At 59.3% G+C, this 18,880-nt stretch carries 17 protein-coding genes and 3 tRNA genes; 17 read left to right on the top strand and 3 right to left on the bottom strand.

The genetic code is table 11. From position 1 onward, the window contains the following. Positions 1-2: 2 nt before the first annotated feature. From HZA03_04320 to cobO, 10 genes are read left to right on the top strand one after another with little or no spacing between them, the layout of a single operon-like run. On the top strand, positions 3-872 hold the full coding sequence (locus tag HZA03_04320; protein ID MBI5637179.1) for an ATP-binding cassette domain-containing protein: 870 nt from the start codon (positions 3-5) through the stop codon (positions 870-872). Continuing rightward, positions 859-1,935, top strand: coding sequence for a cobalamin biosynthesis protein CbiD (cbiD, locus tag HZA03_04315; GenBank protein MBI5637178.1), 1,077 nt, complete (start codon positions 859-861; stop codon positions 1,933-1,935). Before HZA03_04320 ends, cbiD begins: the two co-directional genes overlap by 14 nt. Continuing rightward, a complete protein-coding gene (cbiE, locus tag HZA03_04310) occupies positions 1,914-2,555 on the top strand; it encodes a precorrin-6y C5,15-methyltransferase (decarboxylating) subunit CbiE (protein ID MBI5637177.1) in 642 nt (213 codons plus the stop codon). Before cbiD ends, cbiE begins: the two co-directional genes overlap by 22 nt. Next, positions 2,552-3,274, top strand: a complete 723-nt coding sequence (gene cobI, locus HZA03_04305) for a precorrin-2 C(20)-methyltransferase (GenBank protein MBI5637176.1) — start codon at positions 2,552-2,554, stop codon at positions 3,272-3,274. Before cbiE ends, cobI begins: the two co-directional genes overlap by 4 nt. After that, positions 3,271-4,026 (top strand): precorrin-4 C(11)-methyltransferase, encoded by a 756-nt coding sequence (cobM, locus tag HZA03_04300; protein ID MBI5637175.1) that lies wholly within the window; start codon positions 3,271-3,273, stop codon positions 4,024-4,026. Before cobI ends, cobM begins: the two co-directional genes overlap by 4 nt. Further along, positions 4,023-4,805, top strand: coding sequence for a cobalamin biosynthesis protein (locus HZA03_04295; protein MBI5637174.1), 783 nt, complete (start codon positions 4,023-4,025; stop codon positions 4,803-4,805). The genes cobM and HZA03_04295 overlap by 4 nt, the downstream gene beginning before the upstream one ends. Beyond that, positions 4,730-5,521, top strand: coding sequence for a precorrin-3B C(17)-methyltransferase (cobJ, locus tag HZA03_04290; protein ID MBI5637173.1), 792 nt, complete (start codon positions 4,730-4,732; stop codon positions 5,519-5,521). The genes HZA03_04295 and cobJ overlap by 76 nt, the downstream gene beginning before the upstream one ends. Next, on the top strand, positions 5,518-6,291 hold the full coding sequence (gene cobK / locus HZA03_04285) for a precorrin-6A reductase (protein MBI5637172.1): 774 nt from the start codon (positions 5,518-5,520) through the stop codon (positions 6,289-6,291). Before cobJ ends, cobK begins: the two co-directional genes overlap by 4 nt. Continuing rightward, a complete protein-coding gene (locus tag HZA03_04280) occupies positions 6,278-7,804 on the top strand; it encodes a cobyric acid synthase (protein MBI5637171.1) in 1,527 nt (508 codons plus the stop codon). The genes cobK and HZA03_04280 overlap by 14 nt, the downstream gene beginning before the upstream one ends. Then, positions 7,797-8,333: a cob(I)yrinic acid a,c-diamide adenosyltransferase gene (gene cobO / locus HZA03_04275; GenBank protein ID MBI5637170.1), complete on the top strand. Its 537-nt coding sequence runs from the start codon at positions 7,797-7,799 to the stop codon at positions 8,331-8,333. The genes HZA03_04280 and cobO overlap by 8 nt, the downstream gene beginning before the upstream one ends. A 12-nt stretch (positions 8,334-8,345) precedes the next feature. Here the strand turns inward: cobO and HZA03_04270 are convergent, their stop codons facing one another. The 3 genes from HZA03_04270 to HZA03_04260 all read right to left on the bottom strand — a co-directional run bounded on the left by HZA03_04270 (position 8,346) and on the right by HZA03_04260 (position 9,379). Further along, positions 8,346-8,690, bottom strand: coding sequence for a hypothetical protein (locus tag HZA03_04270; GenBank protein ID MBI5637169.1), 345 nt, complete (start codon positions 8,688-8,690; stop codon positions 8,346-8,348). Positions 8,691-9,204: 514 nt separating this feature from the next. After that, positions 9,205-9,280, bottom strand: a tRNA-Lys gene (locus HZA03_04265). Positions 9,281-9,301: 21 nt separating this feature from the next. Next, positions 9,302-9,379 (bottom strand) — tRNA-Glu (locus HZA03_04260). A 427-nt stretch (positions 9,380-9,806) separates the two neighbouring features. Here HZA03_04260 and HZA03_04255 point away from each other — a divergent pair. The 7 genes from HZA03_04255 (at position 9,807) to thrC (ending at position 18,657) form a co-directional block, all read left to right on the top strand. Then, positions 9,807-9,889: transfer RNA gene (locus HZA03_04255), tRNA-Leu, on the top strand. 78 nt (positions 9,890-9,967) lie between these two features. Then, positions 9,968-11,293 carry a trigger factor gene (gene tig, locus HZA03_04250; GenBank protein ID MBI5637168.1) on the top strand — a complete coding sequence of 442 codons (1,326 nt, stop codon included), beginning with the start codon at positions 9,968-9,970 and terminating at the stop codon, positions 11,291-11,293. Further along, complete coding sequence (gene clpP, locus HZA03_04245; GenBank protein ID MBI5637167.1) at positions 11,293-11,901, top strand: ATP-dependent Clp endopeptidase proteolytic subunit ClpP; 609 nt, start codon at positions 11,293-11,295, stop codon at positions 11,899-11,901. The genes tig and clpP overlap by 1 nt, the downstream gene beginning before the upstream one ends. 28 nt (positions 11,902-11,929) lie before the next feature. Further along, the gene (gene clpX, locus HZA03_04240) at positions 11,930-13,168 is read left to right on the top strand and encodes an ATP-dependent Clp protease ATP-binding subunit ClpX (GenBank protein MBI5637166.1); all 1,239 of its coding nucleotides are present in this window, start codon (positions 11,930-11,932) and stop codon (positions 13,166-13,168) included. Between the two features lie 42 nt (positions 13,169-13,210). Continuing rightward, positions 13,211-15,610 (top strand): endopeptidase La, encoded by a 2,400-nt coding sequence (gene lon, locus HZA03_04235; GenBank protein ID MBI5637165.1) that lies wholly within the window; start codon positions 13,211-13,213, stop codon positions 15,608-15,610. 63 nt (positions 15,611-15,673) lie between these two features. After that, positions 15,674-17,293, top strand: a complete 1,620-nt coding sequence (locus HZA03_04230) for an AAA family ATPase (protein MBI5637164.1) — start codon at positions 15,674-15,676, stop codon at positions 17,291-17,293. Positions 17,294-17,316: 23 nt separating this feature from the next. Continuing rightward, complete coding sequence (gene thrC / locus HZA03_04225) at positions 17,317-18,657, top strand: threonine synthase (GenBank protein MBI5637163.1); 1,341 nt, start codon at positions 17,317-17,319, stop codon at positions 18,655-18,657. Positions 18,658-18,880: the final 223 nt, after the last annotated feature.

The following is an 18,880-nucleotide window of genomic DNA, read 5'->3' as shown; positions in this document are numbered from 1 at the left end:
CGATGGGATTGGTTGATCTGCGCGATGTATCGTTCCGCTATCCGGAAGGAAGCCTCGCGCTGGATGGCGTTGATATGGAGGTGCGCGCCGGTTCGTTCACCGCGCTGCTCGCCAGCAACGGTTCAGGCAAAACAACGCTGATAAAACTGATCGCCGGGTTGCTTACGCCCGTCAGCGGCGGCATCACGCTGGATGGCGAACCGCTTTCCACCCTTTCCCCAAAAAGACTGTATGGCGCCATCGGCGTTGTTTTTCAAAATCCGGACGACCAGCTTTTTGCCCCAACGGCGGCGGATGATGTGGCCTTCGGCCCGCGCAACATGGGGCTGGATGAAAAGACCGTGGGCGAACGGGTGAATGAATCGCTTGATGCGGTGGGGATGCTCCATGCGGCGGGCCGCTCGGTGCATCACCTGAGTTTCGGCGAAAAAAAGAAGGTCGCGCTGGCCGGCGTGCTGGCCATGCGGCCCCGCCTGCTTTTGTTGGATGAGCCGACGGCGAGTCTCGATCCGGCCGGCGAAGCGGATATGATGCGGCTGATCGGCAACCTCAACCGGCTGCACGGCGTGACGGTGGTGATGGCGACGCACTCCGTCGATCTCCTGCCGCTGTTTGCCGATGAGATATACATTTTCAAAAATGGCCGGGTGCTCCAGCGGGGAAGCGCGCGGGAAATACTTTCCGATCACGCCGTGATGCACGGCGCGGGGCTGCGCCTGCCGTACATATCATCCTTGCTGCACGAGATGAAGACGGGCGACGGCTTGCCGATTAACGGCCTGCCGCTCACCATCGGCGAGGCGCGCAAGCGGTTTTTGGAATTGATACCGGACGAAGTTTTTTCGAGGCCCGGCGGCGATGAACAAAACTGACAATCTGCGCGAAGGGTTTACCACCGGCGCGTGCGCGGCGGCGGCGGCAAAGGCCGCTACGATCTTGCTGTGCGATGAACCTTTGCCTGAAACCGTGGACATACCGTTGCGCAACGGCGGCAGGGCCGCATTTGCCGTCAATGGCGCGGGGGTACGCGCCGATACCGCTTTCGCCTCGGTGGTGAAAGACTCCGGCGACGACCCGGATATCACCAACGGCGCAACGGTCACCGCTGCCGTCTCGTGGATGACGGATGGCGACATCATCTTTGCGGCGGGCGAGGGGGTGGGGACGGTGACAAAAAAAGGATTGAGCATTCCCCCCGGTGAACCGGCCATCAATCCCGGCCCACGCACGATGATACGCGCCGCCGTGCGCGAGGTTACGGGCCGCCCGGTGCATGTGGAACTTTCCATCCCGGGCGGCGATCTGCTGGCGGCGCGGACGTTCAATCCGCGCCTCGGCATCGTCGGCGGCCTGAGCGTGCTCGGCACCACCGGCATCGTCCGCCCCTATAGCCACCCCGCGCTGCGCGAATCGCTCAAATGCACGCTTGATGTGGCGCTCGGCGGCGGCCTTCGGCGCATGGTGTTCACCGCCGGGAATATCGGCACCAACGTGGCGATGAAATCGCTCGGCATTATGAAGGACGCCGTCATCGAGGTAAGCAACGAGTGGGGCTTCATGCTCGATTGCCTCGAACGGCACGATATCGACGCGTTGCTGGTAGTGGGCCATCCCGGCAAGCTTGCCAAACTTCCAGCAGGCGAGTGGGATACCCATTCCTCCCGTTCCGCCAGCGCCATTCCCTATGTGCGCCAAACCGCGCGGGAGGTAATGGGGGCCGATCTGGAAAACGCAAATACCGTTGAAGAAATAATTGAAAATTATACCGGCGCGGCGCGGACGAAGCTTGCAAGCGCACTTGCGGAAAAAGTCGCGGCGGCTGTCGCGGAACGGACGAAGGGACGCTTTGCGGTTTCCGTTGCGTTGGTGAATATGAAGGGGGAGGTCACCGGCGCATACGGTGATTTGGGCGGATGGACGAAAAAAAACCTATAACGATAATCGGTTGTGGCCCCGGCTCGGCGGCCCACCTTACCGAAGAGGCGCGGCAGTGCGCGGCCGGGGCCGACATCATGATCGGCTCGCAACGGTTGCTCGATCTTTTCCCGCGTCACGGCGGTGAAAAAATCGTTGAAGGGGTCAACATCGAAAAGGTGATACGCGAGATAGCGGCGCGGCGCGGCAAAGGGAACATAGCGGTGCTGGTGAGCGGCGATCCGGGGATGTGCAGTTTGGCGCGTCCGGTCATCCGCCATTTCGGCATCGCGTCGTGCCGCGTGGTGCCGGGCATCAGCTCGGTGCAGCTTGCTTTCGCGCGGGTGGGGCTGGACTGGTATGGCGCGAAGATTGTCTCGGCCCACGCCGCCGACCCGTCGGCGGATTTCTCTCCGTACCTTAATGAAGATAAAATCGCGGTGCTGGGCGGGCGGACGGAATCGGCGGCATGGATGCGCCGCCTTGCCGCATCGCTTGGCGGCGGGCGTGTGTTGTATGTTTGTGAAAACCTCGGCCTTCCCGAAGAGAAGGTGGCGGCGGTGAACCCGGAGGAACTGGACGGCGGAGCGATTGGCTCACTGGCGGTTTTCCTCCTCGTGAGAAAGGAACTTTTGGAATGAAATCCGGCACGTTGTATGGCATTGGCGTGGGACCCGGCGACCCGGAACTGATAACGGTGAAAGGGGCGCGGCTGCTGCGCGAGGCAAAGCATGTGTTCGCCCCGAAGGCGCGGGTGAAAACCGACAGCCTCGCGCGTGATATCGCCGCCCGCTATATCGGGCCGGATACCGCCGTTCATGAACTGCTCTTTCCGATGGTCATCGACAAGGCGGAACTGGAACTGCGGTGGGACGAATCGGCGCAGGCCATCGCGGCGGTGTTGCGCACCGGCCAGGACGCCTGTTTCCTCACGCTGGGGGACGCGCTGCTCTATTCGACGTACATCTACCTCATCCGCGCCTTGAAAAAAGCGATGCCCGAAGCGGTCATCAGCACCGTGCCCGGCATCGCGGCGTACAGCCTCATCGCGGCGCTCACCAATATGCCGGTGGGCGAGGCGAAGGAGCCGGTCACCATCATCCCCGCCGCCGACGATCTTGACGCGGTGCGGCGCGCGGTGAAAGGGGAGGGGACGGTGGTTCTCATGAAAATTGGCAAGCGGATGCCGGGGATTTTGGACATACTGGAAGAAGAGGGAATTATCGATAACGGCGTGTTCGCCGCCTATGCCGGGCAGGAGGGGGAACGGTTGGAGACCGACCTCCGCCGTTTGCGCAACGAGGGGCCGGAGACCGGGTATCTTTCCACCATCATCGTGCATACCGGGAGGAAGAAATGAAAGTTCTGTTTGTCGGCGCGGGGCCGGGCGATCCGGAGCTGCTTACGATCAAGGCCAAGCGGTTACTCGAATCCTGCCGCTGCTGCATCTACGCCGGTTCGCTGGTCAGCGACCAAGTGGTGGCGCTGGCTCCCAAAAACGCCGAACTGCACAACTCCGCCGAGATGAGTTTGGGCGACATCACTGCTGTTTACAAAGACGCGCAATCGCGCGGCATGGATGTGATACGGTTGCACACCGGCGATCCCTCGCTGTTCGGCGCGATCATGGAGCAGATGAACGAGTTGGACGTGCTCGGCATCGAATACGAAGTGGTGCCGGGAGTCAGCTCGTTCCAGGCCGCCGCCGCCGCGCTGAAAATAGAATTGACGGTTCCAGAAAAATCGCAGGCGGTAATTTTGGCGCGCAACGGCGGCCACACGCCGGTGCCGGATGCGCAGGAACTGGGTCAACTGGGAAAGAGCGGCGCCACCATCTGCGTGTTCCTTTCGGTGCAGGCGATAGACGAAGTGGTGGAAAAGCTCACGCCGCATTACGGGGCGCAATGTCCCGTCGCGGTGGTCTACCGCGCGTCGTGGCCGGACCAAAGCATAACCACCGGCACACTGGCCGACATCGCGGAAAAGGTGAAGGAGGAAAAGATAATCAGCACGGCGATCATTATCGTGGGGCCGGCGATGGAGCGGGCCAAGACTGCCAGCAAACTGTATGACGCATCTTTCACGCACGCGTTCAGGAAGGCCTCGCGGTGAAGATCGCCTTCATCACCCTGTCGCGGGAAGGGGCGGCCCTTTTCGGCGAACTGCGCAAAACGTTCGCGGACGCCGATTATTTTCTCCATGAAAAAGTGGAAGGGGTGGTTAATGCTGAGCGGTTCTCGCGCGTGGCCGACCTCACCGCCCGCATCTTTGGTGAATACGAAGGGCTGGTTTACATCGCCCCGTCCGGCGCGGTGGTGCGCGCCATCGCACCGCATCTGCGGGATAAAATGAAAGACCCCGCCGTGGTGCAGATGGATGTGGGGGGGCGTTGGGCGGTGAGTTTGTTAAGCGGGCACGAGGGGGGCGCTAACGAACTGGCATTCGCGGTCGCCAACGCCATCGGCGCCGAGCCGGTGATTTCCACTTCCACCGACGCGGCGAAAAACCTCATCGTCGGCATCGGGTGCCGCCGCGGGGTGGAAGCCGAGCGGATCATCGATGCGGTGAAAACCGCCCTGGCCGATGCGGGTTGTGCATTGCGGCAGGTGCGGTGCATCGCCTCGGCGGATGTGAAAGCGGACGAAGCGGGGCTGATGGAGGCGGCGCGGGCGCTCGGCGTGCCGCTGCGTTTTATTGCCTCGGATGAAATACGGGAATCAACGCTCGATTTTGAAAAATCGGAATTCGTGGAACAAAGTGTAAACCTGCCGGCGGTGGCCGAACCGGCCGCGCTGCTGGCGGGAAGGAGGACATCATTAATACTGCGAAAGAGAATCTTCAAGGGAATAACGGTGGCGATAGCGCGGGAACGCTCTTCGTCATTGGCATAGGCCCCGGCGGGCGCGATGACCGGACGCACCGGGCGGAACGCGCGCTCGCCTCGTGTGACGTGGTGGTTGGTTACAGCCGCTACCTCGATAACGTGAGCGACCTCACGGCGGGGAAGGAAATCATTTCCTCCGGCATGACAAAAGAGGCCGACCGCTGCCGCGCCGCGCTGCAAAAGGCGGCGGCGGGAAAAAAGGTGGCGCTGGTTTCATCCGGCGACGCGGGGATTTACGGCATGGCGGGGCTGGCCCTGGAACTGATGAAGGAAGAAAATATCAAGGTGAGGATAGAGGTGATCCCCGGCGTTTCCGCCGCCATGGCCGCCGCCGCGCAACTGGGCGCGCCGCTCATGCTCGATTATGCCAACATCAGCCTCAGCGATCTGCTGACGCCGTGGGAACTGATCCGCAAGCGGCTGGAGGCCGCCGCATCGGCCGATTTCGTCACCGCGCTCTACAATCCAAAAAGCAAAAAACGGGTGGAACAACTGGCCGAGGCGGCCGATATATTCCGCAAGCACCGCCCCGGCTCCACCCCCGTGGGCATCTGCACCAGTGTTGGTTACGAGGGGGAAGAAAGGATCATCATCTCCAACCTCGATCATTTTCTTGAACAGGAGATAGGGATGATGACCATCATCATTATCGGCAACAGCGAAACCTACTTTGATGGGGCGTGGATGGTGACGCCGCGCGGTTACAAGGGAAAAAGGTTTTGATACTGCTCCTCGGCGGAACCAGTGAAACGGCCGGGCTGGCGACGGCCTTGGCCGCCGCCGGATGGCGTACGCTGGTATCCACCGCCACCGACAACGCGCTGGATGTGGGGAACCATCCGCTGATAGAGCGGCGGATGGGCCGGATGGCGAAAGATGCGATGGCAGCGCTTGCGCGGAAGCGGGGGGTTACGGTCATCGTCGACGCCACGCACCCCTATGCGCGGGAGGCCAAGGGGATGATTGCCGCCGTGGCGCAGGATACCGGCTTGCCGCTGATCTCGTTCCTCCGCGCCGGGAATGCATACAACTACGAACGTATCCACTATGTAAAAACCCATGACGAGGCGGCCGTGACCGCATTCTCATTCGGCAAGCCCGTGCTGCTCACCACCGGCTCGCGCAACCTCGCCCCCTATGCGCGGGAGCGGAGCAAAAGCGGCATCCGGCTTGTTGCGCGGGTGCTGCCGCATCCCGAATCGGCGGCGGCGTGCGCGGCGGCGGGGCTGGCCGATGAAGAGGTTATCACGGGGCGCGGCCCCTTTACGGTTGAGGAAAACATAGCGGTCATCCGCCAATACGGCATCGGGACGCTGGTCACCAAAGAAAGCGGCGATGCGGGCGGTGTGCCGGAGAAGATCGAGGCGGCGCGGCGCGAGGGATGCCATGTAGTTATCGTTGACCGCCCTGAGCCGTCGGCGGAAAATGCCTGCGGCACCGTGGACGAAGTGGTGGACGCCGTCCGGCGCATCATCGGAAATGGCAATGGCTGAAAAACCGGCGCGGTGTATCGCGGTGTTCGGCACCGGCTCCGATGTGGGCAAGAGCATCGTCGCCGCCGCGCTTTGCCGCATCTTCAGTAACAGCGGCATCCGCGTGGCCCCGTACAAGGCGCAGAATATGTCCAACAACTCGTGCGTCACCGCCGAAGGGGGCGAGATAGGCCGCGCGCAGGCGGTGCAGGCGGAGTGCGCCCGGCTGGAACCGAGCGTTCATATGAATCCACTGCTGTTGAAGCCATCGGGTAACCATGTATCGCAGGTGGTGCTGCGCGGCAAAGCGGTGGGCAACGCAACGTCCGCCGATTTCCGCCATTTCCGCGCGCGCTATTTTGACGAGACGAAGGCAAGCCTGGACCATCTGCGCGCCGCATACGAAATGGTGGTGATGGAAGGGGCCGGGTCGTGCGCGGAGGTGAATCTGCGCGGATGGGATATCGCCAACTTCCGCACCGCGCTGGCGGGCGATGCCGCCGTCATACTGGTGGCGGACATCGAACGGGGCGGCGTTTTCGCGCAGGTTATCGGCACACTGGCGTTGCTGGAGGAAGGGGAACGCGCGTTGGTGAAGGGAATCATCATCAACCGTTTCCGGGGGGACGCCGCGCTTTTCGAGGATGGCCGGGAATTCATCGAGAAAAAAACCGGGCTGCCGGTGCTGGGCGTGGTGCCGTTTGACCGCGAGCTTGATATCGACGCGGAGGACAGCCTTTCGCTGGACGCGGCGGTGGCACACCGGCTTCGTCCCGTGGAGGGTAAAATCAACATCGCATCCGTCCGGCTGCCGCACGTCTCCAATTTCACCGATGCCGCGCCATTGCTGCGTCACCCTTCGGTAAACCTCGCGTGGTTGCATCGCCCCGCGCCGCTGGATGGGGTCGATCTGCTGATTCTTCCCGGCAGCAAAAACGTGCGGGCCGATCTGCGCTGGCTGGCCGGCTCCGGTTGGCGCGATGTGATTCTTGATTACGCGGAACGGGGCGGGCGCATAGTGGGAATCTGCGGCGGCTATCAGATGCTCGGCATGGGTGTGGACGACCCGCATGGCGTGGAGGAAGAGGCGGGGAGTACGCCGGGCCTGGGACTGCTTGACGTGCGCACCGTGATGGCGCGCGAAAAACGGCTGGCGCGGGTGCGCGCAAAATGGCTTGCCACCGGCGACGCGCTTGCCGGGTATGAGATACACATGGGGGTGACGGAATTGGGAAGCGGCCTCCAGCCGCTGATTAGCATTGAAGATGAGGGGACGACGCACACTGACGGCGCATCGTCGGCGGATGGAAAGATCATGGGAACCTATCTGCACGGCCTGTTCGACGAGCCGGTCTTCCTCGATAATTTTATAAAAGGGTTTGGCAAGGCGGGCGGGGGAGGGGAAATGCCCTCGGCGGCGGCGCATAAAGAAATGCAGTATGACCGGTTGGCCGCGCATTTTTCGCGGTATCTCAACCTGAAACTTCTCTTTGATATTGCCGGGTTCGGCGGGAGGGAGTGGCGCAATGAATGAAAGCGGCGAACGGGGACTTACGGTTATCTTCACCGGAAACGGCAAGGGGAAAACTTCCGCGGGGATGGGGGTGGTGTTCCGCGCACTGGGGCACGGCTACCGCTGCATGGTCATCCAGTTCATAAAAGCAAACCGCGAGACCGGCGAACTGAAGATGGCGGAGCGGCTGGCTCCGCAGTTGGAATTCGTGCAGACCGGCAAGGGGTTCACCTGGCTTAAGGAACACGCCGCTGAGGAACACCGGCTGGCCGCGCAAGAGGGGCTGGCGCTGGCAAAAACCGCGCTGGAAAAAGGGGAATGCAAAGTCCTGCTGCTGGACGAGATTCTTTACGCGCTTGGAAAAAACCTCGTTTCATTTGACGATATCAAGGGGCTTATCGCCGCCAAACCGCCCGCCATGCACCTCATCCTCACGGGGCGTGGCGCGACGCCGGAGCTGATTGCGCTGGCCGACATGGTGAGCGATATTGAATCCGTCAAGCACCCCTATCAGGCGGGCATCCCCGCCCAAAAGGGACTCGACTTCTGATCGCGTTTTTCATCACGTCGTGGACATGTTCAACCGTCCCGGCTTTTTCCGTTGCCACTCCAATATCTTGTCTCCGTCCCAGTCGAGATTCGTGACCACCGCGAAGTGTTTGCGGTCGCCGCCGTCCGCAAACAACACACCCTGCTTTTTCTTGATGCGTATCGCAAGATATCTCCTCGCCACCGGCCCTTCCTTGTTCGGGGCGGGAAGCTCGTATCTCAACAGCGCGGCCAATGCCGCGTCCCCGCGCAACTGCTGTAAATCCTCGCACCGTTCGCCCCCGGAGGCCCACAACGCGAACAAGCTCTCCGCCATTGCGGATACCGCAAGGCCCCGCTTGCGGCTCTTGATCTTCATCGCCCCTCCATTCTTACACCCATTGGGTGAAAAATAGAGCAATCCCCGTGCCGCCAACAACCGCGACTTCATTGCGTAATTGGAAATTTTCAGGTTTTTACAAATCCCTTAGCCGGAGAACGGGGTTTATGCAATCGCAAGAAATTCATAATTTGATCATTAAATTTTTAATTAAAGTGCTGATTTCTTGAGATAGACACGAAAAGCTTTTATTTATACGTATTTCGATGAATTTTCCGCAAACACTGCCCGCATAATTTTTTGCGCCTCAATCTTCTTCCTTCACCATTAACGTCGTTAACCGCCACGCCCGGCATGCATTGCTCGTCTCCTGCGACGTTCTTGAGTAATGGCTTTCTTTCAATACGTGGTCAATTCAGTTGGATGAAAATGCACTGAATTTGTCACCGATTCCGGGTGTTGATCCGTTTCCATTTCTTATACTTGGATACGGTTTGGGTGCGGTTTTTTGGGGCATAAAAACTGACAACTCTTTAATTATCAGTTAGTTAAATGGTGAGCCGCGCTGGGTTCGAACCAGCGACCCACGCCTTAAAAGGGCGTTGCTCTACCAGCTGAGCTAGCGGCCCACACCAAAAAAACCTAAATAATGGTGTCCCCAAGGGGATTTGAACCCCTGTTCTCGCCGTGAAAGGGCGGCGTCCTGGACCGGGCTAGACGATGGGGACAAACCAAGTCTTTAGACGGCAAAGTGTACCCATTGCAGCCGGTACTGTCAATATCTTTTCAGATTATTTTCAAAGAGTGATATTTTTCGCGGCGTTTTTTTGTGCCGCCATGCACCAACCGCGTGACGGCTGGCCGTGGCGTGTTCCACCGGATGGCCCGCGTTTTCCGGGCAAAGGGTTTTTTCTCCGCCGTTATCTGTAGCGGTACCGTTTGGGATTAGGGATACCTTTTCTAAATGTTCCGGTAACCGCCCTCTGGGGATGAGCCGGTTGATCGATTGCCGGCGTGACCGATTTCGGCACACTTTTTCAACAGGTAACAACCTTTAAAACAATGGTTTTACGCCAACAATACGAAGTATTACCGAAAAAATAGCTTTAATTTCCCCTCGAAAAATAATATATTTGAATAACTTGGCCTAATAATGCGAAGGTGGCGGAACTGGCAGACGCGCCAGACTTAGGATCTGGTGGGCAACCATGGGGGTTCGAACCCCCCCCTTCGCACCAAGGTGTTGATTGCGTCGTTGCGGAGCATATGGCACGAATGAAGCGCATAACCGTTAATGTTGGAAGGAGCCTGATACTGTGACTACCGCGTTAAGCGAACTGAAGATTGAAATAGCCGATGTTCAGCCGTGTGTTAAGAAGTTGAAAGTCGAAATTCCGGCAAGCCGCGTGGCCGAAGAGGCCGAGAAGAAATGGCGCGATGTGGCCCGAACCGCCAAAGTGCAGGGGTTCCGCCCCGGCAAAGCGCCGCGCCCCGTGCTGGAGAAAATGTATGGTGTTCAGGTGCTGGGCGAAGTGGGCGAAAAGCTGATTCACCAGAGCTATGAGGACGCGGTGACGGAGCACAAGCTGGAAGTGTTCGGCAGTCCGAGCTTCGAGGAAGTAAAGGTCGAGAAGGGGAAACCGCTGACCTATTCCGCCGTGATTGAGATATTCCCGCAGGTCGACGTGCCGTCCTGCGGCGGCTGGACGTTCGACCGCGAGATCCGCAAGGTGGAAGACAAGGAGATCGAAGCGGTTTTTAACCAGCTGCGCGACACGCACGCCGAACTGGTTCCGGTTGAAGGCCGCGGCGTCAAGGATGGCGATTTCGCGTTCATGGATTACGCCGCGGTGGTCGACGGCAAGGAAGAGCCCAAGCTCTCCGGCAAGGGACAACAGATGATAGTCAACACGGCGGAGGAGACCCTCTTCGTGGAATTTCACCGCAATGTGACCGGGATGAAGGCGGGCGAAGAGAAGGAATTTGCCATGTCCGTCTCGAAGCAGTATCCCGACCCGGCGCTGGCCGACAAACGGGCCGCCTTCAAGGTGAAGGTGACCGCCGTGAAGGAAAAAAAGCTGCCGGAACTGAACGACGAGTTCGTCGCCGCCCACACCCCGCACACCGGGGCGGAGGAGATGCGCAAGGAACTGCGCGCGCGCGCCGAAGAGCGCGAAAAACAGCGCGCCGACGACGGTTTGCGCCGTAACATCATGAAGAAGTTCCGCGAAAGCGCCAGCTTTCCGCTGCCTCCCAAAATGCTGGCGCAGTACGGCGAGATGTACGCCAACCGGCTCATCCAGCAGACCCGCGAATGGGGGCTCGACCTTACGGCGCAGCCCGATTTCGACCGCGAAAAGTTCAAGCAGAGTTCCCTGGAGAAGGGCGAGGATTGGGCGCGCGATGAGGTTATCATCGAAAACATCGCCAAAGCCGCCGGCTTGCAGCCGGACGAAGCGGCGTTGGAGCGGTTGCAGGGCGAATACGCCGAGTATCTCAAATCGGACGACCGTGACACCCGTTACAACGCCGCGGTCTTCACCATCAAGGAGGCGCTGCGGGAAAGCGTGTTTAAGTTCATTTATGGAAAGATTACAATAAACGACAAGATCGTCGAAGGTGTAGCGAAGGAGAACGAATAATGCTTGTACCTATGGTTGTTGAACAAACGGCGCGCGGGGAGCGTGCGTACGACATATTCTCGCGCCTGCTGAAGGACCGGATCATTTTCCTGGGTACCGCGGTGGACGACCATGTGGCGAATCTGGTGATCGCGCAGCTCCTGTTTCTGGAAGCGGAAGACCCGGATCAGGACATTTATCTCTACATCAACAGCCCCGGCGGCATTGTGACCGCGGGCCTTGCCATTTACGACACCATGCAGTTCGTGCGCCCCGATATCCAGACCATCTGCCTGGGGCAGGCATCCAGCATGGGCTCGTTGCTGCTCAACGCCGGCGCGAAGGGGAAACGCCATGCGCTGCCCAACACCCGGATTATGATTCACCAGCCCTCCGGCGGTTACCAGGGAACCACCGACGACATCCATCGCCAGGTGGACGAGATCAACCGCTTGCGCACCACGTTGGAGGGAATTTACGCCAAACACACCGGCCATTCGCTGGAAAAGATACGGAAGGACTCCGACCGCGATTTTTTCATGAGCGCCCAGGAAGCCAAGGAGTACGGCCTGATTGACGAAATAATCGAATCCCGCCAGTTGCGTAAAAAAGTGAAGGAAGAGAAATGACCACCGGACAAGGCGGACAGGAGGGTTGATGCCAAAGAAAGAGACGAACCAGGATTTGCGCTGTTCCTTTTGCGGCAAGAGCCAGGGCGAGGTGAAGAAGCTCATCGCCGGGCCGATGGTCTACATCTGCGACGAGTGCATCGACCTGTGCAACGAGATCATCGTCGAGGAGTGGAACCAGGAAAAGAGCCAGGCGTTCGCCACGCTGCCGAAGCCGAAGGACATCAAGGCGGTGCTGGACGACTATGTCATCGGGCAGGAAGAATCGAAAAAGATACTCTCCGTCGCGGTGCATAACCACTATAAGCGGATCGAGGCCAACGCCAATAACGACGACGTGGAACTGCAGAAGAATAACGTCCTGCTGATCGGCCCCACCGGCACCGGCAAAACCCTGCTGGCCCAGACGCTGGCGCGGATGCTCAACGTGCCGTTCACCATCGTGGACGCCACCACGCTGACCGAGGCGGGCTATGTGGGCGAAGATGTGGAAAACATCATCCACCGCCTGTTGCAGGTGGCGGAGTATGACATTGAAAAGGCCGAAAAAGGGATCGTCTATATCGATGAAATCGACAAGATCAGCCGCAAGAGCGACAACCCTTCCATCACCCGCGACGTATCGGGCGAAGGTGTGCAGCAGGCGTTGCTGAAGCTTATAGAGGGAACCGTGGCCAACGTGCCGCCGCAGGGCGGCCGCAAGCATCCGCAGCAGGAATTTTTGCAGGTGAACACCACCAACATTCTTTTCATCTGCGGCGGCGCCTTCGTGGGGCTGGACAAAATCATCGACTACCGCATCGGCAAGCAGACGATGGGTTTCGGCGGCACCGTGAAGAGCAAGAAGGACCGCAAGGGGGAAAATCTCCTGCATCAGGTGGAGCCGGAAGACCTGCTCAAATTCGGCCTCATCCCGGAATTTATCGGCCGCGTGCCGGTGATCGCCGTGTTGGACGACTTGGACGAGAAATCGCTGACCGACATTTTGCTGGTGCCGAAGAACGCCATCATCAAGCAGTACAAGAAGCTTTTCGGGTTGGACAATGTCAACCTGAAGTTTACCGACGGCGCGATCAAGGCCATCGCCCAGGAGGCGATTGCCCGCAAGCTCGGCGCCCGCGGGCTGCGCTCCATTCTCGAACGGGCAATGTTGAACATCATGTATGAAGTGCCGGGCAATCCGGAAATCGAGGAAGTGGTTGTCAACGAGGAGGCAATCCGCCACTCGGCGCAACCCATCGTCACGCTGAAGAAAAAGGCCGGCTAGGCCGGAAGGGACACCATGGATACCACCCGCGCCAAAGTAATCCTGCCGGCCGAGTTGCCGCTCATCCCGTTGCGCGACATCGTCGTTTTTCCCCGGATGCTCGTGCCGCTGTTCGTGGGACGCGAAAAATCGGTCCGCGCCGTGGATCAGGCGATGGCGCAGGGAAATTTCATCATGCTGTGCGCCCAAAAAAAAGCGAACAACGAGGAGCCGGACCCGAAGGACATCTACCCCATCGGCTGTGTGGGTGAGATCATGCAGGTGTTGCGGCTGCCCGACGGCACCGTCAAGATCATGGTGGAGGGTATCCGCCGCGCCGCCATTGACGCGTTCGTGGCTCAAAATCCGTTCTACCGTGTCGCCGTGCGGGGGCTGGGCGTTGCCCGCGTTCCGGAGCGCGGCGCGCGGATGGAGGCCATGATGCGCGGCCTGCGCCTCTTGTTTGACCGCTATGTGAAAACCAGCAACCGCTTGCCGTCGCAGGCTTTGGCGCCGATCAACGAAACCGGGGACGCCGAAGAACTGGCCGATCTCATCATGGGCCATTTTCCGCTCAAGACGGACGAGCGGCAGCAGGTACTGGCCGAAATGGACGTCAAGCGCCGCATGGAGATGATAATGGAACTCCTTGAGCGGGAGATCGAGGTCATCCAGATCGAAAAGCGGCTTGAAGGGCGCGTGAAAAAACAGATGGACCAGAGCCAGCGCGAATACTACCTCAACGAGCAGATGAAGGCGATCCAGAAAGAACTGGGCCGCGGCGACCACCGTTCGGAACTGGACGAGTTGCGTGACAGGATTAAAAAGTCCGGTATGCCGGCCGAGGCCGAGGCGAAGGCCATGAAAGAGATCAACAAGCTGGAGCAGATGGCGCCGATGAGCGCCGAAAGCACCGTCGTGCGCAATTACATCGAATGGCTTGCCGACATCCCCTGGAGCCAGCGGACCGAAGACGACCTTAGCACGCGCAACGCCAAGAAAATACTGGACGAAGATCACTACGGCATTGAGGAGGTCAAGGAGCGCATCCTCGATTTTCTCGCCGTTAAACAGTTGTCCGAAAGCCCCAAGGGAACCATCCTCTGCCTCGTGGGGCCGCCCGGCGTGGGCAAAACCTCGCTGGGGAAATCGGTTGCCCGCGCAATGGGGCGGAAGTTCGTCCGGGTATCGCTCGGCGGCGTGCGCGACGAAGCCGAAGTCCGCGGCCACCGCCGCACCTACATTGGCGCGCTGCCGGGGCGCATCATCCAGTCCATGAAAAAGGCGGGAACCGTCAATCCGGTGATGATGCTGGACGAAATCGACAAAATGACCGCCGATTTCCGCGGCGACCCGTCGAGCGCCCTGCTGGAGGTGCTGGACCCCGAGCAGAACAAACATTTCAGCGATCACTACATTGAATTGGACTACGATCTTTCGCAGGTGATGTTCATCGCCACCGCCAACGTGATGCATTCGATTCCGGCCCCGCTGTTGGACCGGATGGAGGTGATCCGTCTTTCCGGCTACATGGAAGAGGAAAAAGTGAAAATCGCCTCCGGCTATCTGGTGCCGAAGCAGATGAAGGAAAATGGCATCAAAGCGGATGCGTTGGAACTGACTGACGAGATGCTGACGAAAATCGTCCGCAACTACACCCGTGAGGCGGGGGTGCGCAATCTGGAGCGGACCATCGCCAAGGTTTGCCGCAAGGTGGCCCGTAACGTGGTGGAGCACAAGAAGTACGCCCCGCGCCTCAAGGCCGCCGACCTGGAAAAAATGCTTGGTATCGCCAAGTTCCGGAGTGAAGAGGCGGCGGCGTACGCCGACCCCGGTTTCGCCAATGGCCTTGCCTGGACGGAAGTGGGGGGCGAGTTGATGCACATCGAAGTAACCGTTGTCCCCGGCAAGGGGAAGCTGACGCTCACCGGCAAGCTGGGAGACGTGATGAAGGAATCGGGCCAGGCCGCGGTGACCTATATCCGCTCCCGCGCGGAAGCGCTTGGCCTGCCCGCCGATTTTTATTCCCGGTACGATATTCACATCCACGCGCCCGAAGGGGCGATCCCGAAGGACGGCCCTTCCGCCGGCATCACGATGGCCAGCGCGATGGTGAGCGCGTTCACGCGGATTCCCGTGCGGCATGATACCGCCATGACCGGCGAGATCACCCTCCGCGGCAAAGTGCTTCCGATCGGCGGCCTCAAGGAAAAGGCGCTGGCCGCGCGGCGCGCCGGCATCCGCAATGTGGTGATACCGAAAGAGAACGTGAAAGACCTTGAGGAGATACCCAAGCCGCTGCGCAAGGAACTTAAATTCATCCCGGTGGAAACGATGGATGACGTGCTCAAGGCGGTGATGGCCGCTTCCGTGTTCAAGGGCGCAAAAAAACTGCGCAAACGCGGTTCCGAAAAGCGGCCGCCCGTCGGCGGGTTGGAGTCCCCGGTGGTTGAAATAAACTGACGCACCGCGCCGTGGAAGGCCGCCGCGCGGCGTAACGGCGGAATAGAGGGGTAAACGGGACACATGGTTCAGAAAGCCATACCGCGCGAGACGGTTGAAAAAATCGCCCAGGAGTACGGCTGCAGCTACGAGGAGGCCCTTAACGCGTGGCTCAAGGCCGAAAGCGCGTTCACCGACACCATCAAGGAATTGCTCGGCGCGAACGGGGCGGCGATGGATAAGCAGAAACTCGGCGTCGTCTATACCCCTCGCCAGATCAAGGATCATCTCGACAAGTTTGTCATCGGCCAGGAAGATTATAAAAAGCGCCTGGCCATCGCCGCCGCCTACCACTTCGTGATGGTAAAAGCGCGGTTCACCAATGAAGGGGTGTTGTCCAAATTCGAGGTTAAGCGGTTTCGCAAGAAGAATACCCTTATCGCCGGCCCCAGCGGCAGCGGCAAGACCTATTGCGCCGAGGTGCTGGGCGACCTGCTGAACGTGCCGGTGCACATTGTGGATGCCACCGATTACACCGAGGCGGGCTATGTGGGGAAAAACGCCGAGGACATGGTGCGGGAACTCATCAGCATGGCTCCCGGCGAAAACAAGCAGGAAAAGGCGGAGTTCATCAACCGCTACGGCGGCCTTATCTTCGTCGACGAGATCGACAAGAAGGCGAAGGAAGGGCAGGGGATCGGCATCGACGTTTCGCGCGAGGGGTTTCAGCGCGCGGTGCTCAAGCTGGTGGAGCGCAAGCTGGTCTCGATTGAAGACCCCAACAGCCCGGCCCAGCAGATACAGGACCTCATCAACCAGCAGCGGGGCGGTTCGCCCGGCAGCAAAAAATCCATGATCAACACCGAAAACATCCTCTTCATCCTCGGCGGCTCATTCCAGCGCGCGCACGATGGCATGGAGCACATTGTGAAAAAGCGGCTCGACAGCAAGTTCGGCCGCTTGAAGGAGGACGGCTCACTCACCATCGCCGGCTTCGGCGTTGAGGAGGGGGACTCGAAGAAGGACAAGTACCGCAATTACTACAAGGACGCGACGGAAGACGATTACATCCGCTTCGGCATCATCCCGGAGCTGGTGGGGCGCGCCCCGATCCGCGCCTATGTGAACCCGCTTTCCAAAAACGACCTCATCCGCATAATGACGAAAACGGAGGATAGCATCCTGAACCAGTACAAGCTGGAGTTCAAGCTGTTCGGGGTGGATCTCGATTTCACCGACGACGCGGTGGAGGAAATCGCCCAGCGCGCCGAGAAAAAAAAGACCGGCGCGCGCGCGTTGGTGGGGGAGTGGGAGAACGTGCTCACCGATTTCCAGTTCGAGCTGCCGGGAACGAATTTTTCGCAGTTCACCGTGAGCGGCGACATCTGCCGCGCGCCGCAGGATGCGCTGTTGCAACTGATGCAGCGCTCGCCGTTCGCCGATTTTATACAGCGCTTCAAGAGCGACTACGGCATCACGCTTCGTTTTACCGATCCGGCCATAAAATATGCGGAGAATTACGCCAAAGAACGCGGCATGCAGGTGGCGGATGCCCTGAAAAAGCTTCTGGCTTCTGCGGCGGCGCTCAACTACATGCATGAAAGCGGGGAATTCACCATCATGCCGAATATGCTTGAGGATGAAAAATATTTCGATAAGCTGTACGTTGAGTGGCACAAGAAACAGATGGCGGAAAACGCCTGACAAAAGTGGGAGAATGACCGATCATGGCCGAAGGGAAGTATAACGCGTGGTTTGAGTGTTTCGCCGGATGCGGCGAGCGCTATCCGCTCAACGAGGTGGTTTACAGCTGCCGCAAGTGCGGGTCGCTGCTCCAAGTGGTGCATGACATGAAGCAGCTCAGGAAAAAATCCGCGCGGCAGTGGGTGGATCTCTTCCACAAGCGCAAGCATGGCAACCAGTGGCCCTATGGCGGCGGCGTCTGGAGCAAGAAGGAGTGGGTGCTTCCCACGGTGGACAACGACAACATCGTTTCCATGTACGAAGGGGAGAGCAACCTTTTTTGGGCCGACCGGCTGGGGCGCGAGCTCGGCATTTCCGATCTCTGGATCAAGCTGTGCGGCAACAGCCATACCGGCTCGTTCAAGGATTTGGGAATGACCGTGCTGGTTTCCGCCGTGAAGCAGATGATCGCCGAGGGGAAAAACATACGGGCGGTCGCCTGCGCCAGCACCGGCGACACATCGGCCGCGCTGGCCGCCTATTGCGCCGCCGCGGGCATCACTCCCATCGTCTTTCTTCCCAAGAACAAGGTCTCGGTGGAGCAGCTCATCCAGCCGATAGCCAACGGCGCGCTGGTGATATCGCTCAAAACCGATTTTGACGGTTGCATGAAGCTGGTGCGGGAGATCACCAAAAACGAGGAGATATACCTCGCCAATTCGATGAACTCGCTTCGCATTGAAGGGCAGAAGACCGTCGGCATCGAGATCGTGCAGCAGTTCGATTGGACGCCGCCCGACGTGGTGGTCATCCCCGGGGGCAATTTGGGGAATGTCTCGGCCCTGGGCAAAGGTTTCCTTATGATGGAAGAGCTGGGTCTCATCAAAAAGCGGCCGCGCCTGGTGGTGGCCCAGGCGCAAAACGCCAACCCGCTGTATCTCGCTTATAAGAAGGGGTGGAAGAATTACCGTCCGGTGAAGGCCAAGACCACGCTTGCTTCCGCCATACAGATAGGCAACCCGGTGAGTATGCAAAAGGCGGTTCATGCGCTGGAGCAGTTCAACGGCATCGTGGAAGAGGCGAGCGAAAAGGAATTGGTGGAGGCCGCCGTGGCCGCCGACCGCACCGGCATGTACACCTGCCCGCACACCGGCGTGGCGCTGGCCGCCATGTTCAAGCTGGCAAAGCGCGGCGTGATAAAGAAGAAGGATCGCGTGGTGGTCATCTCCACCGCGCATGGCCTCAAGTTCTCCGACTTTAAATACAAATATCATCTCAACAAGCTGCCGTTCAAAAGCGACAACCCCAACATGCCGGTGGATACCGAACCGAAACTCTCCGCCATCATGCGCGTCATAGACCGTCACCTGAAAAAGAAACACTAAACCGCCGTCACGCGGCGGGGGGATGCGAACCTCCGCCGGTATCCTCTTTTACCCCGGAAATGTGGTAAAAGTTATGACAGCATGAATGGCATTCAAGAGGCCGGGGGTTCGATTCCCCCCAGCTCCACCATAATTTTCAATAATTTATGCCGCTGACTGCGGCAATAACATCCCTAAAATACCCCTAAAATGTAACCACTGGATAACCACTGGGCGCATTCAT

This window comes from Nitrospinota bacterium, from assembly GCA_016217735.1.
Lineage (GTDB): Bacteria > Nitrospinota_A > UBA7883 > JACRGQ01 > JACRGQ01 > JACRGQ01.
Note: the sequence above shows the minus strand (reverse complement) of the source record. Positions and strands in the feature narration are given on the sequence as shown.